Genomic DNA, 17,697 nt, shown 5'->3' with positions numbered 1-17,697 from the left:
GCCCATGAGCGCATTGATCACTCCCCGGGACGGGCGCTCGTGCGTGGTGATGGGCGTGGTGAACGTCACCAGCGACTCCTTCTCCGACGGTGGCCGCTACCTCGATCCGGCTGTCGCGGTCGCCCACGGGGTGCGGTTGTACGAGGTGGGCGCCGACATCATCGATGTGGGCGGTGAATCCACCCGCCCGGGCGCCGTTCGAATCGATCCGGAGACCGAGATCCAGCGGGTGGTCCCGGTGATTCGCGGGCTGGTGGAAGCCGGCGTGCCGACCAGTGTGGACACCATGCGGGCGAGTGTCGCGGCCGCCGCCATCGACGCCGGAGTGAGCGTGGTCAACGACGTATCCGGTGGTCGCGCGGATGCCGAGATGGTGAAAGTCGTTGCCGCCGCGGAGATCCCGTGGATTCTGATGCACTGGCGGGCGAATGCCGACTATCGTCACATCGGCCCGGCCGACCACTACGACGACGTCGTGCGCGAGGTGCTGGCCGAACTCTCGTCCCAGGTGGATGTGGCCATGGCGGCCGGCGTGCATCCGAGCCGGCTGGTACTGGACCCCGGCCTCGGCTTCGCCAAGAACGCCGAGCACAACTGGACCCTGCTGGGCGCACTGCCGGAACTGACGGCCCAGGGGCTGCCGATTCTGGTCGGTGCCTCCCGCAAGCGTTTCCTGGGTTCGCTGCTGGCCGACGAGTCCGGACCGCGCCCGCCCGACGGGCGTGAGGTCGCCACCGCCACCATCTCCGCCCTGGCCGCCCAGCACGGCGCGTGGGGCGTGCGGGTGCACGATGCGCGGTCGTCGCTCGACGCCATCGCCGTCGCGGATGCCTGGCGGCGGGCCGCCGAATCTGGAGGGCGGCGGGCCGCCGAATCTGGAGGGCGGCGGGCCGCCGAGTCGATACAGCGGCGGGCCGAATCCGGTTCACACAATCAGGGGAACGAGTGAGTACCGATCGCATCGAGCTGCGCGGTCTGCGCGCCTACGGTCACCACGGCTGCTTCGACTTCGAGCGCCGCGACGGCCAGGAATTCCTGGTCGACATCACCCTGTGGCTGGATTTCGCGAAGGCCGCCGCGACCGATGAGCTGTCGGCCACCGTCGACTACGGCGAGCTGGCGCAACGCGCGGTAGCGATCGTCTCCGGCCCGCCGCGCAATCTCATCGAGACCGTCGCCGCCGAGATCGCCGACGATGTGATGCGCGACGAGCGCGTCACCGCAGCAGAGGTTGTCGTGCACAAGCCCTCGGCGCCGATTCCGCACACTTTCGCCGATGTGCGCGTGGTGGCTACCAGGCGGCGGGGATTACCGCCGACCGCGGAGGTGGCCGGATGAGCCGTGCGGTGCTGTCGATCGGGTCGAATCTGGGGGATCGGCTGGCCCATCTCCGCAGTGTGGTCGAGGCGCTGACGCCGCAGCTGGTCGCGGTCTCGTCGGTGTACTCGACCGCGCCGTGGGGTGGAGTGCCGCAGGAGGACTACCTCAATGCCGTTGTGGTGGTCGAGGATTCGGAGCTGGGCCCGCGCGATTGGCTCGAACGCGGACAGCGGTTGGAACAGCGGTCCGGGCGTGTCCGCGAGATTCGCTGGGGCGCACGGACTCTGGATGTCGACGTGATCTGGTGCGCTGAGCGTGGCCCTGCGGGGCCGCGCCCGGTGACCAGTGCGGACCCGGAACTGACACTGCCGCATCCGCAGGCGCACAATCGCGCGTTCGTCCTGGTGCCGTGGGCCGAAGTGGAACCCGAGGCGACGCTGGAGGTGCTCGGCTGGACCCGGCCGATTCGGGAACTGCTCGCCGCTCTCGATCCGGACGACGTCGAGGGCGTCCGGCTCACCGACTTGTCGCTGTCCGCGGCGCAGCGATGAACGGTGGCTGGTCATGAATGTCATGAGGCCGACCAAGATTCTGGATCTGCTCGCGAATGTCGTGATCGCCGCCGCGGTGGCGTGGGTGGCGACTCGGTGGGCCTATTCGAGCTTTCCGCCGATCACGGTGATCGCGGGCGCCTCGCTGTATCCGGTGGCCGCCGTGGAAGCGGTGCTGGCGTTCGTGATTCGCGCCCGCGTGGGCGATCACCGCATCGGTGACGGTCCCAAACAGTTGCATCCGATCACCGCGGCCCGCGCGGTGGCGCTCGCGAAGGCCTCGGCGCAGGTGGGTTCTCTGGCGGCCGGCGTGTGGCTGGGCTTTCTGATCTGGCTGCTGCCGCAGCGGTCGGAGATGCGCGCGGCCGCCTCGGACACGCCCGGCGTCATCGTGGGTTTGATCGCCGGTGTGGTGTTGGTCGCCGCCGCGCTGTGGCTGGAGTATTGCTGCCGCGCGCCACATGAGCCACCAGACGAACCAGCTACCTCATAGCTAACGGCGTATAGCGGAGTTCCAGACCGGCTGCGCGCCGAAATCCGCTATTCGAGCTACCCTTGCGGACATGGTTTCACCCTCCCGTAGCAGTGCTTCCCCGCGACAGCGGGACAACGCGGGAAAAATCGTCGTCGGTGTATTAATTCTGCTCGGTCTGATTGCCAGTGTGTTTCTGATTTTCAGCAACAATGTGCAGTTGGTCCGGGTCGGTTTGGTCGCGGCTCTGTGGGCCGCCGCGGTGGCCGCGCTCGCGGCGACCCGCTATCGCCGGGATGCGGCGATCGATCAGGCCAAGGCTCGTGACCTGCAGAAGGTCTACGAGTTGCAGCTCGAACGCGAGATCACCGCCCGGCGCGAATACGAACTCGGCGTCGAATCGCGGGTGCGCCGCGAGGTCGGCGCGGACGCCGCCGAACTGGCCGCGCTGCGCAGTGAGCTGACCGTGTTGCGCGAAAGTCTGCAGCGGCTGTTCGATGGCGACCTACTGGTCGACCGACCGGCGTTGCGCGCCGAGGCTGTGCGCGTGCAGGAGCTCACCCACGCGACCGTGGCGAACGGTAGCTCGCAGGAAACCGACACCTGGGACGCGTGGAGCGCGCCTGCTATGCCGCTGCGTGTGGTCTCGCCGGTCTTCGATCCCGATCATCCCGAGCCCCCGGCCTTCGCCAGTCCGTACGACGATCCGGTGACGGCCGAGACCGCCGTGGTGTCGGCGGAGGCGCCGGATGAGGAGGAGCGGCCGGCCAGCCGACCGGCGGACGACGAACGAACCGGCGGCCGGGAGGGTGCGGCCGCGAAATCCGCATCGTCGGAGCTGGGTGGGGCCGACCCGGATGTGCGGAAGCCGGACGTACAGACACGGGATGCCTCGAAGTCCGACTCGTCCAGCTCTGGGTCGTCGAACCCGGAGTCGTCGCAGTCTCCGTCGTCGGAGGCCGAGACTCCCGATTCCGGATCGGCCCACGCGCCCGGCAGCCCGCGGACCGCCGGCTCGGCGAAATCCGGTACCGGATCGGCCAACGGCACCTCCGAGTCCGCCACTGCGGCCGAGTCCGGCGACCCGCGCCCGAGTTCCTCGGTGCCACGGCTGGCTCCTGTCCAACCGGCGACAACCATGGGTACCGCCGGTTCCCGCCGCCGTCGCCACGCCGACTCCGACGAGGATCGGCCGGGTCGCAAACTCACCGTCGCGGAGATCATGGCGAATCTGCGATCGGAGCAGAACAGCTCGTAATGGCCGCGATCACGCCGGTGAAGCGGATTGCCTGTGCCGATCGGTATCGGTAACTTTCGCAGGCCACCAACACTGAGGGAAATATCACGCGGCCCCACTCTGGCAGCGCCCCCGGCCACTACCTATTCTCAACTCGTAACGTCCGGTACCCGCCATGCGGGACTGGAACGCCTTCCGAGAGGACAACGGTGACCTCCGATTTTTCGCGGCCCGACGAGGCCGATTCGTCGCGCCCCGCCGCGCCTGCGGTCTCGGGCTCATCCGCTGTACCTGGCAGTGATCCGGCGCCCGCCCGGCTGACAGTCGGCATCGTGTCGGCCGGACGGGTGGGGTCGGCGCTGGGTGTCGCGCTGGAGCGGGCCGGGCACGTGGTGTTCGGGGTGTCGGCGATTTCCGACGCGTCACGGCATCGGGCGCGGACGCGGTTGCCGGAGTCGCAGATCTTGCCGGTGGAGGAGATCGCGGCGCGCAGCGAACTGTTGATCCTGGCTGTACTGGACAGTGAACTACCCGGTCTGGTGGCCGGTTTGGCGGCGGCGCGGGTGATCCGTCCGGGGACGATCGTCGCGCATACCTCGGGGGCCAACGGCGTGGCCGTACTGTCCCCGCTGGCCGATGTCCGCCCGCTGGCGATCCATCCGGCGATGACCTTCACCGGCCACGACGAGGACACCGCCCGCCTGGCGAATGCCTGTTTCGGCATCACCGCGGCCGACGAGATCGGCTATGCCATCGCGCAGTCGCTGGTGATCGAGATGGGCGGCGAGCCGGTGCGGGTACCGGAGGAGAATCGCGCGCTGTATCACGCGGCTCTCGCGCACGGCAGTAATCATCTGGTCACCCTGATCGTCGATGCGGTCGCGGCGTTGCGGGCGGCGCTGGAGGGGCCGGGCCTGCTGGGGCAGCAGATGGTCGACGAGCAGCCCAACGGATTGGCGGAGCGGATGCTGGCACCGCTGGCGTCGGCGGCTCTGGACAACGCGCTGCGGCGCGGTCTGCCGGCGCTGACCGGTCCGGTGGCGCGGGGAGATGCCCTCGCGGTCTCCGCGCACCTGGACGCACTGGCCGCGGCCGATCCCTCGTGGGCGGAGGGCTATCGCGCGATGTCGCTGCGTACGGCGCAGCTGGCCCGCACGAATCCGGATCTGATCGGTCTGCTGGAGGGACACTGATGTCGAATTCGGGAGCGAAGAAGCTGACCCCGGAGCAGTTGCGCAAGCTGTATCGCCCGGACGAGCTGACGGTCGTGCACGAGCCGGCCGGTCTTTCGGCGGTGACCTCCGCACTGCGCGGGGTCGGTCGCACGGTCGCACTGGTGCCGACGATGGGTGCTCTGCACGAGGGCCATCTGGAGTTGGTGCGCCGCGCCAAGCGTACGAACCAAGTTGTGGTGGTGTCGATCTTCGTCAACCCGCTGCAATTCGGTGAGAACGAGGACTTCGACAAGTACCCGCGCACGCTCGACAGCGATGTGGCGCTGCTGCGCGAGGAGGGTGTGGCGCTGGTGTTCGCGCCGAGCGTCGCCCAGATGTATCCGGACGGCCCGCGCACCTCGGTCCATCCGGGATCGCTCGGCGCCGAATTGGAGGGCACCAGCCGTCCGACCCATTTCGCCGGGATGTTGACGGTGGTGGCGAAACTGTTGCAGATCGTCCGTCCGCACGAGGCGTTCTTCGGCGAGAAGGACTATCAGCAGCTGACGTTGATCCGGCAGATGGTCCGGGATCTGAACTTCGACGTCGATATCGTCGCGGTGCCCACGGTGCGCGAGTCCGATGGCCTGGCACTGTCCTCGCGCAACCGCTACCTGGACGGACAGCAGCGAGAATTGGCGATCACGCTGTCCGCCGCGCTGGCCGCGGGCCGGCATGCGGCGGGGCGAGGGCCCGACGCGGTGGTGGCCGCGGCCCGTTCGGTGCTCGACGGCGCGACCGGTGTCGACGTCGACTACCTGGAGCTGCGTGGTTCGGATCTGGGCCCCATTCCGAGCAGCGGGAACGCTCGTCTGCTGGTGGCCGCCCGCATCGGCGCCACCCGCCTGATCGACAACGTGCCCGTCACCGTCCCCCCTGTGGGCGGCCACAACGCTGTCCCCGATTTCCAGCCTGCCCAGGCCGACGCATAGGAAAGGCGACCACGATGTTGCGCACCATGATGAAGTCGAAGATCCACCGTGCCACGGTGACCCACGCCGATCTGCACTATGTGGGTTCGGTGACCGTGGACCCGGATCTGATGGACGCCGCCGATCTGCTCGAGGGCGAGCAGGTCTGCATCGTCGATATCGACAACGGCGCCCGGCTGGAAACCTATGTGATCGCCGGTGAGCGCGGTTCGGGCGTGATCGGAATCAACGGCGCCGCAGCGCATCTGGTGAAGCCGGGTGATCTCGTCATCCTGATCGCCTACGGCATGATGGACGAGGCCGAACTGCGCGAGTACCAGCCGCGGGTGGTGTTCGTCGACGACCGCAACCGTCCGGTGGAGCTGGGTTCGGACCCGGCGCACGCCCCGGAGGGTTCGGGGTTGACCTCGCCGCGCTCGCTGACCTTCGCCTGAGCCGCGGGCAGCGGGGCGAGGATGCTGCTGACGATCGACGTCCGCAACACCAGTATCGAGATCGGCCTGTTCTCGGGCAGTGGTGCGCATGCGGAGCTGGTGCACACCTGGCGCGTGCACACCAATCCGCTGCTGACCGCCGACGAATTCGCTATTCAGGTACGGGGTTTGGTGGGCGAGCGGCTGGACCGGGTGGTCGGGGTGTCGGCCTTGTCGACGGTGCCGCCGGTGCTGCGGGAGTTGCGCACCATGTTGGGCCGCTACTGGTCGCACGTGCCGCACGTGCTGGTGGAACCCGGTGTGCGCACCGGAATTCCGCTGCTGGTCGACAATCCGAAAGAGGTCGGCGCGGACCGGATCGTGAATTGCCTTGCGGCATACCATCGTTTCGATTCACCGGCGATCGTGGTCGATTTCGGCACCGCCATCTGTGTCGACCTGGTGTCGGCGAAGGGAGAGTTCCTCGGCGGGACGATCGCCCCCGGGGTGGAGATCTCCACCGAGGCGCTGGTGGCCCGTAGCGCCCTGCGGCGCGCGGAACTGACCCGCCCGCGTTCGGTGGTGGGGAAAAACAGCATGGAGTGCATGCAGTCCGGTGCGGTGTTCGGCTTCGCCGGCCTGGTGGACGGTTTGATCGACCGGATTCGCGACGAACTCGACGCCTTCGCCGGTGACGAGGTGTCGGTGGTGGCGACGGGCCCGACGGCGCCGCTGATCGTCCCCGAATCCGAGACCATCGATCACCACGAGCCGCACCTGACCCTGGACGGCCTGCGTCTGGTGTACGAGCGCAACCAGCAGCGCCGCCGCCCGTGAGCGGCGCGCTGTGGGGTGAAACACACCGCCTTGCACGCGCTGGTCACCCTGCTAGACTTCGGCTCGTGACTTTCCGCGTGAGCACCCAGGAGTGTTGTCGAGGCTGATTCGCCTCGGCTGATTGTCGAGGCTGCGTATCCGCCCTCGGCCATCCACTACTCCTGGAGCCTCGCTCATGCGTTCCTCTATCCTCACCTCTGCTGTTTCCTCCGCCGCGAGCGGTGACGCCGCGCGTCGTCGGACGGGGCAGTTACCGCCCGCTCGTCCGGCCAACCGGCTCACCGCTGAGATCACCGATCGCTCGGTGTCGCCCGCATTGCCGACCCGGCTGCGCCCGGCGGATCTGCTGCGGCTGACCGACGAGGGCGCCGAGGACGTACTGGCGGGCCGCTTCGACCACCTGCTGCCGTCCAGTGGCGTGTGGCCGACCGAAAACCGTTGGGCCGTCAGGCTTCTCGCCGACGACGAGGTCGATGTGTGGCTGATCAGCTGGGTGCCGGACCGGTCGACGGAATTGCACGACCACGCCGGCTCGCTCGGCGCGCTCACCGTGCTGAGTGGTGCGCTCTCGGAATTCCGCTGGAACGGCAAGGAATTGCGCCAGCGCACTCTCACCGCCGGTGATCAGGCCTCGTTCCCGCTCGGCTGGGTGCACGACGTGGTGCGTGCCCCGGATCAGTTCGCGGGTGTGCCCGAGCCGTCGAATCCGACGCTCTCGGTGCACGCGTATTCACCACCCCTATCCGCTATGTCGTATTACGAGGTGACCGGCCACGGGACGCTGCGGCGCACCCGCACCGTGCTCACCGACCAGCCCGAAGGCGATGTGAAATGACGTACCCGCATCTCACCATCAACGACATGCTGGAGGCGGCGCGTGCGCGATTGACGCGCATGTACGCGTTCGAATTGCCGGAGGCGATCGCGCGCGGCGCTCTGCTGGTCGATATCCGCCCGCAAGCCCAGCGGGTCAAGGAGGGCACCCTGCCGGGGGCCCTGGTGATCGAGCGCAATCTGCTGGAGTGGCGGCTGGATCCCACCAGCCCCGCGCGGCTCGCCCTGGCCACCGATCACGATCGCGAATGGGTGATCGTCTGCTCGGAGGGTTACACCTCCAGTTTGGCGGCCGCCACACTGCAACAGCTCGGTCTGCACCGAGCCACCGATCTGGTCGGTGGCTATCAGGCGGTAAAGGCCGCGGGGCTGCTGTCGGTGGCCGCCGGAGCACCGCATCTGGCCGGTGAGATCAACGCACTCGTCTCCCTGTAATAGCCCGGGTGAGCGGGGGTCGGGCGCGCGCAAAACGATTTCCGGCGCACGATAGGGTGGTTCGCTGTGAGCACCCCGAACAGCCCTTCGTCCGGTGGCTCCGCGGGCCGGGTTCCTGCGGGGCAATCGCATCCTGCCGCAGCGGAAGTCGACGTTCCCGAGCAGATGCGGATCCGCCGGGAGAAGCGTGAGCGGTTGCTCGACGCGGGCGTCGAGCCGTATCCGGTGGTGGTGCCGCGGACCCACACCCTCGCCGAGATCCGCGCCGCCTATCCCGACCTCGAGCCCGACACCAGCACCGGCGTGCAGGCCGGTGTGGCCGGCCGGGTCATCTTCATGCGCAATACCGGCAAGCTCTGCTTCGCCACGCTGCAGGAGGGGGAAGGCACCAAGCTGCAGGCGATGATCAGCCTGAACGGTGTCGGCGCCGATGCGCTCGCGGCGTGGAAGGCCGATGTCGATCTGGGTGATTTCGTCTTCGTACACGGCGAAGTGATTTCCTCCCGCACCGGCGAATTGAGCGTGATGGCCGATTCGTGGTCGATGGCGGCCAAATCGCTGCGTCCGCTGCCGGTGGCGCACAAGGAGATGAGCGAGGAGTCGCGGGTCCGGCAGCGCTATGTCGACCTCATCGTGCGGCCGGAGGCGCGGGAGATGGCCCGCACCCGGGTCGCGGCCGTGCGCGCACTGCGAAACGCGTTGGAGCGCAGGGGTTTCCTCGAGGTCGAGACCCCGATGCTGCAAACCCTGCACGGGGGTGCGGCGGCGCGTCCGTTCGTCACCCATTCCAATGCACTGGACATGGATCTGTATCTGCGCATCGCGCCGGAGTTGTTCCTGAAGCGCTGTGTGGTGGGCGGGATCGAGAAGGTCTTCGAGATCAACCGCAACTTCCGTAACGAGGGCGCCGACTCCACGCATTCGCCCGAGTTCGCGATGTTGGAAACTTATGAGGCCTACGGCACCTACGACGATTCCGCGCGGATGATGCGGGAATTGATCCAGGAAGTCGCGCAAGAGGTCTTCGGCACTCAGGTCGTCACGCTCGCCGACGGCACGGAATACGACCTGAGCGGTGAGTGGAACACCATCGAGATGTATCCCTCGCTGTCCGATTCACTGGGTATCGAGGTAACGCCGGAAACTACTGTTCCGGAATTGCTCACACTAGCCGATCGGGTCGGCCTGGAAATTCCCCCGGACAAGGGTTACGGCCACGGCAAACTTGTCGAGGAACTGTGGGAACACAGCTATGGCGACAAGCTCTATGCGCCCACTTTCGTGCGCGACTTCCCGGTGGAGACCTCACCCTTGACGCGCCAGCATCGCAGTAAGCCGGGCGTCACGGAGAAGTGGGATCTGTATGTCCGTGGATTCGAGTTGGCCACGGGCTATTCGGAACTCGTGGATCCGGTCGTGCAGCGGGAACGTTTTGTCGACCAGGCCAGACTCGCCGCCGCCGGTGACGACGAGGCCATGCGGCTGGACGAGGACTTCCTCGCCGCCATGGAACACGGCATGCCGCCGACAACGGGTACCGGTATGGGAATCGATCGGTTGCTGATGGCACTGACCGGGCTCGGAATCCGGGAAACCATACTGTTCCCAATTGTGCGTCCGTCCGGTCGCTGAGTACCGGGTTTGAATGCCGATTCCCCGTCTTGGAAATTTCGTATCTAGAGGTATTCTCGACTCGGGCATCGGCCTGGTATCCGGGTCGCACGATTTCGAGAGGACGTTCATCCCATGGCAAAGAAGGTCACCGTTAGCCTGATCGACGATGTCGATGGTGAGTCCATTGCGGACGAGACCATCGAGTTCGCGATCGACGGTGTTTCGTACGAGATCGACCTGTCGGCTGCGAATGCGGCGAAGCTGCGGGACGGGCTGGATGTGTGGGTCGCCAATGCGCGTCGGGTGAGCGGCCGCCGGCGCAGCAAGCCGGTCGGTGCGACCACCGCTGCGCCGAAGGGCCGAGTTTCCATGGATCGCGAACAGAGTGCGGCTATTCGGGAGTGGGCGCGGCGCAAGGGCCACAAGGTTTCCGCGCGCGGTCGCATCTCCGCCGATGTCGTGGAGAGCTACCACAAGGAAGTCGGCCGCAACAACTAGTGCGGTCGAAAAGACCCGGCTGCGTCTGTGCCGCTGCCGCCCGGAGGAATCGTGCGACGTCCGGGCGGCAGCGGCATTTCGCTGGGGCAGCCGCATTTCGCGGGGGCAGCGGCACTTCGCTGGGGCGGCGGGATTTCCGTGTGGTCGCGGTATTTCGGTGCGGCCGTACCCGCACGGCCTCGGCGTGGTGATCTTGCTCGCCGCCGCGTCGGCGCGGCACCATGGGGCTTATGCAGACCACGTCACTGGCGGTACGAGGGTGGGGGTAGCAACGCGGTGACGGATATTCACGAATCGTTTCTTCGGTTCACCGACGACAGCGGCCGCCGGCACGAACTGACGCTGACCCCGGATCATCAGCGCATCACCATCGGGCGTTCGCCGCAGGCCGATCTGTCCCTGGGCTGGGACGCCGAGGTGTCGCGACTGCATGCGGCAGTGGAATACCTCGGCGCGCACTGGACGATCGTCGACGACGGACTGTCGCGCAACGGCACCTTCGTCAACGGCGAGCGGCTGGCCGGCCGCCGGCGGCTGGAGGCCGGCGACCGCATCCGGGTCGGGACTTCGATGCTGTCGTTTCACGATTACACCGGCACGGTCGACGATGCGACCCGGACTTCCGTCGGCTCGGTGCCGAGTCCGCGTTCGCTCACCGATACGCAGCGCGCGGTCCTGGTCGCGCTGTGCCGCCCGTACCGCGGCAATACCGAATTCGCCACGCCCGCCTCCAATCAGCAGATCGCCGACGAGTTGTATCTGAGCGTGGATGCGATCAAAACCCATCTGCGCGCGCTGTTTTCGAAGTTCGGCGTGGAGGATCTGCCGCAGAATCAGAAGCGGGTGCGGCTGGCGGCGCTGGCCATCCAGAACGGCATCATCTCGCACCGCGACCTCTGAGATCAGGACCGGCGGTCTCGGTTACCGGCCGGTAATGACCCAGGATAGAACCTGTTCCAGCTAGCGTATTGAAACGCGTTCTAGTTCGGGAGAGTTCATGCCGTGGGTTCGCGCGGTGGGGATGTTTTCGGGTGCGGATCGAAAGTTTCGCAGGTCCTGCCGTCCCAGTGCCGCGCATCCCGAACCCGTCGTGCTGGTGCACGGCACCGCGGCGGGGTGCTGGCCAACGAGGGTTGCGGGGTGCTGGCCAACGAGGGTTGCGGGGTGCTGGCCAACGAGGGTTATTGCGTCTACTCGCTGACCTGCGGCGTCTACGACCCGACCGTCACCTACACGGATATCGAGACTTGCTACGACGAACTGGTGGTGCCGTACACCGTCGCCCTGGTGTCCGGACCGAACACGACGAACGTCGTGGTCCAGGACGGCTGCGCGGCGGATTAGGCGGCGGAATATTCGGAGCACGCGGGCATCGCGGGCAGTGGCCGGGCGGCCGCGTTCGCGCTCAACGCCCTGGATCCGGCGATCCGCACCCCGTACCCTGCCACTTCATCCCGCCGATCGTAGGATAGTTCCGTCTGGGAGGGAGTACACCCGCTCGGGTTCGCGACCGAGCTTCCGGGGCCGCGAACCCCGCCGTCGGGAAGCAGGGCCCGAAAATTCAGCTGTGGGCGTAGTTGCTGGGGAAACGTTCCGGGTCGGAGCCGCGTTAGAACGGTATGACTCGCGTTGTCGCCCGTTCGCAATAGGGTGGACGGACGACGGCCGTGACCCCCGCCAACTACAGTAGAGGCGGGGAGGCAACCCCAGGGCTTCATGGCAGGCTGGCGCCACAGGTGTGAAGCACGAAGCACAGCAGCGCCGGATGCCGTAGATAGCGGAGCAGGAAGTGAGGGAGCGATGTTCGAGAGGTTCACCGACCGCGCGCGGCGGGTCGTTGTCCTGGCCCAAGAAGAGGCTCGGATGCTCAACCACAACTACATCGGCACCGAGCACATCCTGCTGGGCCTGATCCACGAGGGTGAGGGTGTCGCGGCGAAGTCCCTGGAGTCGCTGGGGATTTCGCTCGAGGGTGTGCGCAGCCAGGTGGAGGAGATCATCGGGCAGGGCCAGCAGGCGCCGTCCGGTCACATCCCGTTCACCCCCCGGGCCAAGAAGGTGCTGGAGCTGAGTCTGCGCGAAGCGCTGCAGCTCGGCCACAACTACATCGGCACCGAGCACATTCTGCTCGGCCTGATTCGTGAGGGCGAAGGCGTCGCGGCCCAGGTGCTGGTGAAGCTGGGCGCCGACCTCAACCGGGTGCGGCAGCAGGTCATCCAGCTGCTGTCCGGCTACCAGGGCGGTAAGGAGGCGGTGGAGTCCGGTGCTCGTGGCGAGTCCGGGACTCCGTCCACCTCGCTGGTCCTCGACCAGTTCGGCCGCAACCTGACCCAAGCCGCACTCGAAGGCAAGCTCGACCCGGTCATCGGCCGCTCGAAGGAGATCGAGCGCGTCATGCAGGTGCTGAGCCGCCGTACCAAGAACAACCCGGTCCTGATCGGTGAGCCCGGCGTGGGTAAGACCGCCGTCGTCGAGGGCCTCGCTCAGGCCATCGTCAACGGCGAGGTGCCGGAGACGCTGAAGGACAAGCAGCTCTACACCCTCGACCTGGGTTCCCTGGTCGCGGGCAGCCGCTACCGCGGTGATTTCGAGGAGCGCCTGAAGAAGGTGCTCAAGGAGATCAACACCCGCGGCGACATCATTCTGTTCATCGACGAGCTGCACACGCTCGTGGGTGCGGGTGCCGCCGAGGGCGCGATCGACGCGGCCTCGATCCTGAAGCCGAAGCTGGCCCGCGGGGAGCTGCAGACCATCGGTGCCACCACCCTCGACGAGTACCGCAAGTACATCGAGAAGGACGCCGCCCTGGAGCGCCGATTCCAGCCGGTCCAGGTGGGCGAGCCGACGGTCGAGCACACCATCAACATCCTCAAGGGCCTGCGCGACCGCTACGAGGCGCACCACCGGGTGTCCATCACCGACGGTGCGCTGGTGGCCGCGGCCACGCTGGCCGACCGGTACATCAACGACCGGTTCCTGCCGGACAAGGCGATCGACCTCATCGACGAGGCGGGCGCGCGGATGCGCATCCGCCGGATGACCGCTCCGCCGGACCTGCGCGAGTTCGACGACAAGATCGCCGATGCCCGCCGGGAGAAGGAAAGCGCCATCGACGCGCAGGACTTCGAGAAGGCCGCGCGGCTGCGCGACAAGGAGAAGCAGCTCGTCGCCAAGCGCGCCGAGCGGGAGAAGCAGTGGCGTTCCGGTGACCTGGACGTCGTGGCCGAGGTCGACGACGAGCAGATTGCGGAGGTGCTGGCCAACTGGACCGGTATTCCGGTGTTCAAGCTCACCGAGGAGGAGACCACCCGTCTGCTCCGCATGGAGGACGAGCTGCACAAGCGGATCATCGGCCAGGAGGACGCGGTCAAGGCCGTGTCGAAGGCCATCCGCCGGACTCGTGCCGGCCTGAAGGATCCGAAGCGTCCCTCCGGTTCGTTCATCTTCGCCGGTCCGTCCGGTGTCGGTAAGACCGAGCTGTCCAAGGCGCTGGCGAACTTCCTGTTCGGCGACGACGACGCGCTCATCCAGATCGACATGGGTGAGTTCCACGACCGCTTCACCGCCTCGCGGCTGTTCGGTGCCCCTCCGGGCTACGTCGGCTACGAGGAGGGCGGCCAGCTCACCGAGAAGGTGCGCCGCAAGCCGTTCTCGGTCGTGCTGTTCGACGAGATCGAGAAGGCCCACCAGGAGATCTACAACACCCTGTTGCAGGTTCTCGAGGACGGCCGCCTCACCGATGGCCAGGGCCGGACCGTGGACTTCAAGAACACGGTGCTGATCTTCACCTCGAACCTCGGCACCTCGGATATCTCGAAGGCCGTGGGTCTGGGCTTCTCGCAGTCCAACGCCGAGGGGTCGAACTACGAGCGGATGAAGCTCAAGGTCAACGACGAGCTGAAGAAGCACTTCCGCCCGGAGTTCCTCAACCGTATCGACGACGTCATCGTCTTCCACCAGCTCACCACCGAGCAGATCGTGGAGATGGTGGATCTGATGATCAACCGCGTCGCGACGCAGCTGCGGAACAAGGATATGGAGATCGAGCTCACCGAGAAGGCCAAGAGCCTGCTCGCCAAGCGCGGCTTCGACCCGGTGCTCGGCGCTCGCCCGCTGCGCCGGACCATCCAGCGCGAGATCGAGGATCAGCTCTCGGAGAAGATCCTGTTCGGCGAGATCGGCCCCGGCCAGATCGTCGAGGTCGACGTCGAGAACTGGGACGGCGAAGGTGCCGGCGAGGACGCCAAGTTCACCTTCTCCGGTAAGGCCAAGCCCGCGAAGGCGGAGGCCGAACCGGTGGCAGCGCTGGCTGGCGCGGGTGAGACCACTCCGGAGGCCTCGGGCGAGTAAGTAGTCCGTACGGATCGGTGCATGCCGGTCATCCCGCATCGCGGGGTGACCGGCATCGTCGTTCGCGCAGCAAAATGAGTGGCGGCCGCGCGGGCACCTGTTCCATGCTGGCGATGTTCGCGAGCATGGAATGAGGGCTGTGTGCTGACCGATGCCGAGGTGGAAGGCTTCATCGCCGAGGGTTTCGTCCGGGTGGAGGGTGCGTTCTCCGCGTCCACCGCGGCCGAGGCGCGGGAAATACTGTGGCGCGCAACCGGATGCGATCCGGCGGATTCCGGAACGTGGACGCGGCCGGTCGTGCGGCTGCCCGGATTCGCGGACCCGCCGTTCGCCAGGGCCGCGCGCAGCCCACTGCTGGCGCAGGCGTGCGATCGGCTGGTCGGCGCCGACCGATGGGTAGCCGCTCAGGGACTGGGTACCTTCCCGATTCGCTTTCCCAGCGAGCAGCCGCCGGGTGACGACGGATGGCATATCGATGCGAGTTTCCCGGGCGAGGATCCGGAGGACTATCTGCGGTGGCGTATCAACGTGCGGTCGCAGGGGCGGGGCCTGCTGATGCTGTTTCTGTTCTCCGACGTCGGCACCGACGATGCGCCGACACGGATCCGGGTGGGCTCGCACCTGCGCATGGCGAAGGTGCTGGAACCGTACGGTGCGGCCGGAGTCGCGATGTCGGATCTGGTCGAGGACTTCGCCGCCACCGCGGACCTTCCGGAAGTGGCGGCGACCGGACGGGCCGGAGATGTGTATCTGTGCCACCCGTTCCTGGTGCATGCCGCCCAGGCGCATCGGGGCCGGAACCCGAAATTCATGGCTCAGCCACCGCTGCTACTGCGCGAACCGTGCGTGCTGGACCGGCCCGACGGTGCGTATTCGCCGGTGGAGCAGGCGATTCGACGGGGTCTCGGGCTCGGCGCCCGCTGAACGCTCCGCAGGTAGTGCGGAATCCGCGGGCGGGCGAGCATCGCTCGCATCCGCCCGTCCCCATCGGCGGCGACGGTGAGCGGCGCACGTTGCCGCTGGTGTCCTGCACATCCTGTCCGACCGGCGTCGTTCGTCGTGCTGGCGGTGTACATCACGGTATTCGCCTGCGGCACAGTGGCATTGATGGTGCGCCGTGATATGGCGTGAGCAGCGCTGCGGCGTCGCGCCGGAATCGTGCCGGGCCGGACAGCGGTGAGTCGCGCGGGTGCGGCGAGTAGGTTCGATCGCGACGGCTCATTCTCACTCGACGAAAGGACAGCGATGCCTATACGCAGCGCGCGTACCGCATGGACCGGCGGCTTGCAGGACGGTTCCGGACAGGTCGACCTGGCCAGTTCCGGTGTCGGCAAATTCGACGTCTCGTTCCCGAAGCGGACCGCCGATACCGCCGAGGGCACCACCAGCCCCGAGGAACTGATCGCGGCCGCGCATTCGTCGTGCTACGCGATGGCGCTGTCCGGTCAGATCGGCGCCGCCGGCGGCACCATCGAAAGCCTGGACGTGAAGGCCGACGTGACGCTCGGCCCGGATCCCGCGGGCGGCTTCCGCATCTCGACGATCAAGCTGACCGTGCGCGGCCGGGTCTCGGGTATCGACGCCGGCGGCTTCGAGCAGGCCGCCCAGACCGCCAAGTCCGGTTGCCCGGTCAGCAAGGCTCTGGCCGGCGTCGAGACGATCGAACTCGACGCCGCCCTCGAAAGCTGAGCCGGCGCGGGCCGAAGCAGTCGCACCGCACCCGGTGGTCGGACCGACCACCGGGTGCGGGAAAACTACCGATCGGATTTCGCCGCGACGTCGAGGACGACCTCGAATTCCAGCAGCGAGGCGCCCGTGGCGACCGGCTGACGGGCCTGTCCGGCGTGCGCCTCCTTGGCCGGGCCGTCCCGCCACGCGGCGAACGACTCTTCCGAATCCCACTGTGTCACAACGAAATACCGGTTGTCCCCGGCGACCGGGCGCAGCAACTGGAAGCCCAGGAAGCCGGGGGAATTCTCCACCGCGTGCGCACGATGGGCGAAGCGCTTCTCGAGTTCGGGTCCGGCTCCCTCGGGAACCTCGATCGCATTGATCTTCACAACAGCCATAAGCACAGGCTAATCCCACGGCGCGGCACGTATCGTCGGTGCCGATGTTGTACGACGAGGGCGGCACCGGGGTGCCGATTCTGCTGCTGCACGGATTGATGGGCAGCGCGCGGACCTGGGCGGGCCAGGTGCCGTGGCTGCGCGAATTCGGCCACGTCCACTCCTTCGACGCCGCCGGGCACGGCCGACCGGCCCCGCCGGAGCTCACCACCGAGGCGTTCGTCGCCGACTTGGCCGCCGCGACCGCCTCGATATCGGAACCGATGGTGGTGATCGGCCATTCGATGGGCGGACTGCACGGGTGGATGTTCGCGGCCGCGCATCCCGGGCGGGTCCGGGCGCTGGTGGTCGAGGATATGGCGCCCGATTTCCGCGGTCGCACCGCGCGGCACTGGGCGGAGATGATCGAGGCCTGGCCGCAACCGTTTCCCGATGCCGACGCGGTACTGGATTATTTCGGCCCGGTCGCCGGACGTTACTTCCTCAACTCGTTCACGCGCGGTCGGGACGGCTACCGGTTGCACGGTTCGGTCGCGACCTTCCGTGACATCTCCGAGGAGTGGGGCACCCGCGATTTCTGGGCCGAATGGGCCGCAGTGCGGGTGCCGACTCTGCTGATCGAGGGCGAATACACGATCACGCCGCCGGGGCAGATGCGGGAGATGGCGGCGGCTCGGCCGGGTGTGCGTCATGTGGTCGTCGGCGCCGCCGGACATCTCGTCCACGACGACCAGCCCGCCGTCTATCGCGCCGAAGTGGAACGGTTTCTGCACGAAAACGTGGGTTGATCGGGTCGTGTGCAGGCGGGTCCGGGCGAAGGGCGACCCGAGGTCCGGCGGTTGCGGGCAATCGCCTTCAGCCGCCTTCAGCCTCGGGCGAGAGGCGACGTATGCTCCACTGAGGCCCCGACCATAAGGTGAA

19 protein-coding genes and 1 pseudogene are annotated in these 17,697 nt (G+C 67.3%); 19 read left to right on the top strand and 1 reads right to left on the bottom strand.

Annotation, left to right across the window (positions count from 1 at the left end; genetic code table 11):
- Positions 1 to 4: 4 nt before the first annotated feature.
- From folP to C5E41_RS01930, 18 genes and pseudogenes are all read left to right on the top strand, one after another.
- The gene (gene folP, locus C5E41_RS02015; RefSeq protein ID WP_104374085.1) at positions 5 to 949 is read left to right on the top strand and encodes a dihydropteroate synthase; all 945 of its coding nucleotides are present in this window, start codon (positions 5 to 7) and stop codon (positions 947 to 949) included.
- On the top strand, positions 946 to 1,338 hold the full coding sequence (folB, locus tag C5E41_RS02010; protein ID WP_104374084.1) for a dihydroneopterin aldolase: 393 nt from the start codon (positions 946 to 948) through the stop codon (positions 1,336 to 1,338). The genes folP and folB overlap by 4 nt, the downstream gene beginning before the upstream one ends.
- Positions 1,335 to 1,871: a 2-amino-4-hydroxy-6-hydroxymethyldihydropteridine diphosphokinase gene (folK, locus tag C5E41_RS02005; protein ID WP_104374083.1), complete on the top strand. Its 537-nt coding sequence runs from the start codon at positions 1,335 to 1,337 to the stop codon at positions 1,869 to 1,871. The genes folB and folK overlap by 4 nt, the downstream gene beginning before the upstream one ends.
- 22 nt (positions 1,872 to 1,893) lie before the next feature.
- A complete protein-coding gene (locus C5E41_RS02000) occupies positions 1,894 to 2,364 on the top strand; it encodes a DUF3180 domain-containing protein (RefSeq protein ID WP_104374213.1) in 471 nt (156 codons plus the stop codon).
- 70 nt (positions 2,365 to 2,434) lie between these two features.
- Positions 2,435 to 3,601 carry a DUF6779 domain-containing protein gene (locus tag C5E41_RS01995; RefSeq protein WP_104379613.1) on the top strand — a complete coding sequence of 389 codons (1,167 nt, stop codon included), beginning with the start codon at positions 2,435 to 2,437 and terminating at the stop codon, positions 3,599 to 3,601.
- A 188-nt stretch (positions 3,602 to 3,789) separates the two neighbouring features.
- Positions 3,790 to 4,773, top strand: a complete 984-nt coding sequence (locus C5E41_RS01990; protein WP_181063048.1) for a DUF2520 domain-containing protein — start codon at positions 3,790 to 3,792, stop codon at positions 4,771 to 4,773.
- Positions 4,773 to 5,726, top strand: coding sequence for a pantoate--beta-alanine ligase (gene panC, locus C5E41_RS01985; protein WP_104374081.1), 954 nt, complete (start codon positions 4,773 to 4,775; stop codon positions 5,724 to 5,726). Before C5E41_RS01990 ends, panC begins: the two co-directional genes overlap by 1 nt.
- A 14-nt stretch (positions 5,727 to 5,740) precedes the next feature.
- Positions 5,741 to 6,160, top strand: a complete 420-nt coding sequence (gene panD, locus C5E41_RS01980; RefSeq protein ID WP_104374080.1) for an aspartate 1-decarboxylase — start codon at positions 5,741 to 5,743, stop codon at positions 6,158 to 6,160.
- Positions 6,161 to 6,181: 21 nt separating this feature from the next.
- Positions 6,182 to 6,976, top strand: coding sequence for a type III pantothenate kinase (locus C5E41_RS01975; protein ID WP_104374079.1), 795 nt, complete (start codon positions 6,182 to 6,184; stop codon positions 6,974 to 6,976).
- Between the two features lie 175 nt (positions 6,977 to 7,151).
- Entirely contained in the window at positions 7,152 to 7,811 is a 660-nt protein-coding gene (locus C5E41_RS01970; RefSeq protein ID WP_104374078.1) for a cysteine dioxygenase, read from the top strand.
- On the top strand, positions 7,808 to 8,245 hold the full coding sequence (locus C5E41_RS01965) for a rhodanese-like domain-containing protein (RefSeq protein WP_104374077.1): 438 nt from the start codon (positions 7,808 to 7,810) through the stop codon (positions 8,243 to 8,245). The genes C5E41_RS01970 and C5E41_RS01965 overlap by 4 nt, the downstream gene beginning before the upstream one ends.
- A gap of 165 nt (positions 8,246 to 8,410) precedes the next feature.
- Positions 8,411 to 9,877 (top strand): lysine--tRNA ligase, encoded by a 1,467-nt coding sequence (gene lysS, locus C5E41_RS01960; protein ID WP_104374076.1) that lies wholly within the window; start codon positions 8,411 to 8,413, stop codon positions 9,875 to 9,877.
- A 114-nt stretch (positions 9,878 to 9,991) separates the two neighbouring features.
- Positions 9,992 to 10,357, top strand: coding sequence for a histone-like nucleoid-structuring protein Lsr2 (locus tag C5E41_RS01955; RefSeq protein ID WP_104374075.1), 366 nt, complete (start codon positions 9,992 to 9,994; stop codon positions 10,355 to 10,357).
- A gap of 276 nt (positions 10,358 to 10,633) precedes the next feature.
- On the top strand, positions 10,634 to 11,257 hold the full coding sequence (locus tag C5E41_RS01950; protein ID WP_104374074.1) for an FHA domain-containing protein: 624 nt from the start codon (positions 10,634 to 10,636) through the stop codon (positions 11,255 to 11,257).
- A 306-nt stretch (positions 11,258 to 11,563) separates the two neighbouring features.
- Positions 11,564 to 11,829, top strand: a pseudogene (locus C5E41_RS34715) (lipase); the annotation flags it as partial.
- A gap of 328 nt (positions 11,830 to 12,157) precedes the next feature.
- Complete coding sequence (locus C5E41_RS01940; protein ID WP_104374073.1) at positions 12,158 to 14,707, top strand: ATP-dependent Clp protease ATP-binding subunit; 2,550 nt, start codon at positions 12,158 to 12,160, stop codon at positions 14,705 to 14,707.
- 141 nt (positions 14,708 to 14,848) lie between these two features.
- On the top strand, positions 14,849 to 15,631 hold the full coding sequence (locus tag C5E41_RS01935) for a phytanoyl-CoA dioxygenase family protein (protein ID WP_104374072.1): 783 nt from the start codon (positions 14,849 to 14,851) through the stop codon (positions 15,629 to 15,631).
- 321 nt (positions 15,632 to 15,952) lie between these two features.
- On the top strand, positions 15,953 to 16,396 hold the full coding sequence (locus C5E41_RS01930; protein WP_104374071.1) for an OsmC family peroxiredoxin: 444 nt from the start codon (positions 15,953 to 15,955) through the stop codon (positions 16,394 to 16,396).
- 65 nt (positions 16,397 to 16,461) lie between these two features.
- Here the strand turns inward: C5E41_RS01930 and mhuD are convergent, their stop codons facing one another.
- On the bottom strand, positions 16,462 to 16,776 hold the full coding sequence (gene mhuD / locus C5E41_RS01925) for a mycobilin-forming heme oxygenase MhuD (protein WP_104374070.1): 315 nt from the start codon (positions 16,774 to 16,776) through the stop codon (positions 16,462 to 16,464).
- A 44-nt stretch (positions 16,777 to 16,820) separates the two neighbouring features.
- Here mhuD and C5E41_RS01920 point away from each other — a divergent pair, with 44 nt between their 5' ends.
- Positions 16,821 to 17,564, top strand: a complete 744-nt coding sequence (locus C5E41_RS01920; RefSeq protein WP_104374069.1) for an alpha/beta fold hydrolase — start codon at positions 16,821 to 16,823, stop codon at positions 17,562 to 17,564.
- The last annotated feature ends 133 nt before the right edge of the window (positions 17,565 to 17,697 follow it).

Source organism: Nocardia nova (assembly GCF_002933465.1).
GTDB lineage: Bacteria > Actinomycetota > Actinomycetes > Mycobacteriales > Mycobacteriaceae > Nocardia > Nocardia nova_B.
Note: the sequence above shows the minus strand (reverse complement) of the source record. Positions and strands in the feature narration are given on the sequence as shown.

Bases quoted from the DNA above. Each gene is read 5' to 3' on its own strand.
- lysS (WP_104374076.1), top strand. From the start codon at position 8,411: ATGCGGATCCGCCGGGAGAAGCGTGAGCGGTTGCTCGACGCGGGCGTC.
- C5E41_RS01975 (WP_104374079.1), top strand. From the start codon at position 6,182: ATGCTGCTGACGATCGACGTCCGCAACACCAGTATCGAGATCGGCCTG.
- C5E41_RS02000 (WP_104374213.1), top strand. From the start codon at position 1,894: ATGAGGCCGACCAAGATTCTGGATCTGCTCGCGAATGTCGTGATCGCC.
- C5E41_RS01970 (WP_104374078.1), top strand. From the start codon at position 7,152: ATGCGTTCCTCTATCCTCACCTCTGCTGTTTCCTCCGCCGCGAGCGGT.
- mhuD (WP_104374070.1), bottom strand. From the start codon at position 16,776: ATGGCTGTTGTGAAGATCAATGCGATCGAGGTTCCCGAGGGAGCCGGA.
- C5E41_RS01965 (WP_104374077.1), top strand. From the start codon at position 7,808: ATGACGTACCCGCATCTCACCATCAACGACATGCTGGAGGCGGCGCGT.
- C5E41_RS01995 (WP_104379613.1), top strand. From the start codon at position 2,435: ATGGTTTCACCCTCCCGTAGCAGTGCTTCCCCGCGACAGCGGGACAAC.
- folK (WP_104374083.1), top strand. From the start codon at position 1,335: ATGAGCCGTGCGGTGCTGTCGATCGGGTCGAATCTGGGGGATCGGCTG.
- C5E41_RS01930 (WP_104374071.1), top strand. From the start codon at position 15,953: ATGCCTATACGCAGCGCGCGTACCGCATGGACCGGCGGCTTGCAGGAC.
- panC (WP_104374081.1), top strand. From the start codon at position 4,773: ATGTCGAATTCGGGAGCGAAGAAGCTGACCCCGGAGCAGTTGCGCAAG.
- C5E41_RS01920 (WP_104374069.1), top strand. From the start codon at position 16,821: ATGTTGTACGACGAGGGCGGCACCGGGGTGCCGATTCTGCTGCTGCAC.
- C5E41_RS01940 (WP_104374073.1), top strand. From the start codon at position 12,158: ATGTTCGAGAGGTTCACCGACCGCGCGCGGCGGGTCGTTGTCCTGGCC.
- panD (WP_104374080.1), top strand. From the start codon at position 5,741: ATGTTGCGCACCATGATGAAGTCGAAGATCCACCGTGCCACGGTGACC.
- C5E41_RS01955 (WP_104374075.1), top strand. From the start codon at position 9,992: ATGGCAAAGAAGGTCACCGTTAGCCTGATCGACGATGTCGATGGTGAG.
- folP (WP_104374085.1), top strand. From the start codon at position 5: ATGAGCGCATTGATCACTCCCCGGGACGGGCGCTCGTGCGTGGTGATG.